The sequence below is a fragment of the Microvirga tunisiensis genome (assembly GCF_009296175.1).
GTDB lineage: Bacteria > Pseudomonadota > Alphaproteobacteria > Rhizobiales > Beijerinckiaceae > Microvirga > Microvirga tunisiensis.
Genome location: NZ_VOSK01000872.1, coordinates 1 through 907 on the forward strand (window position 1 = coordinate 1; position 907 = coordinate 907).

Here is a 907-nt window from a genome sequence, read left to right on the forward strand (position 1 = left end):
CGCCGCCGTTGAGCTGGTCGACGCCGTTGCCGCCGTTGAGCTGGTCGGTGCCGTTGCCGCCGTTGAGCTCGTCGTCGCCGTCGCCGCCGGAGAGCGTGTCCCTGCCGTCAAGGCCGCTCAAAGTGTCGCTGCCGCCGCGGCCATCTAGATGATTGCCAGCAGTGTTGCCCTTGATGGTGTCGTCGCCCGCCCCTCCGATCGCGTTCTCGATCACGTTTTGCTGGACGGCCTGGTGAGGGTCCGGCAGCGCGTTGAACACGTTGCCGCGCGCGAAGTGGTCCACCCCAGAGGCGTCCGTTCCCAAAAAGGCGAGCTGGTCGGGCGAGAGCACGGACCAGCTACCCGGCTCGAGGTCGATGGAAACGCCATTGCCGTAGTTCGACATGTCGTAGGTGTCGCGCCCGCCGCCGTCCCAGATGGTGAGAAAAATGTTGTTGGGGTCAGCGCGGGTGGCGCCGCCGCCGGGTCTGCCCTGGGGGACCCCGTTGATGGACATCTCGCCCGTCACCGAGTGCCAGCGGTAGGTCGTGTTGCCGCTGTTGTAGTCGTAGTTGGCGCCGTACATCTCCTGCAGTGCAGCGATGTCCAGCATCATGAAGGACTGCGGAAAGCCGAATTCCTCATTGCTCCACCGCAGCGGCCCGCCCTCGAAGCTGCGGTAGGTCATTACCGTGAACTCGAGGCTATCTCGATCCGCCGGCACTGCGGTTCTGCCCGGGCCACCCCTCTCGTGCCCATGCTTAAGGCCGAGCGCGTGCCCCAGCTCATGACGGATCGTCTGGTAGGAGCGGTTGCCGACTTCCGGGGCGGGGCGGCCCGTCGTAAGCCACACGTCGCCGGGATAGTCACCCGCGCCAAACGCGTTGTCTCCTGGCAGCCAAGCACTGGAGCGGTCCAGGACACTAGA

1 protein-coding gene is annotated in these 907 nt (G+C 65.8%); it reads right to left on the minus strand.

Going from position 1 to position 907, the window contains the following annotated elements:
* On the minus strand, positions 1-667 hold a 667-nt coding region (locus tag FS320_RS50085; RefSeq protein WP_274597310.1), incomplete at its 3' end, for a M10 family metallopeptidase C-terminal domain-containing protein.
* Between the last annotated feature and the right edge of the window lie 240 nt (positions 668-907).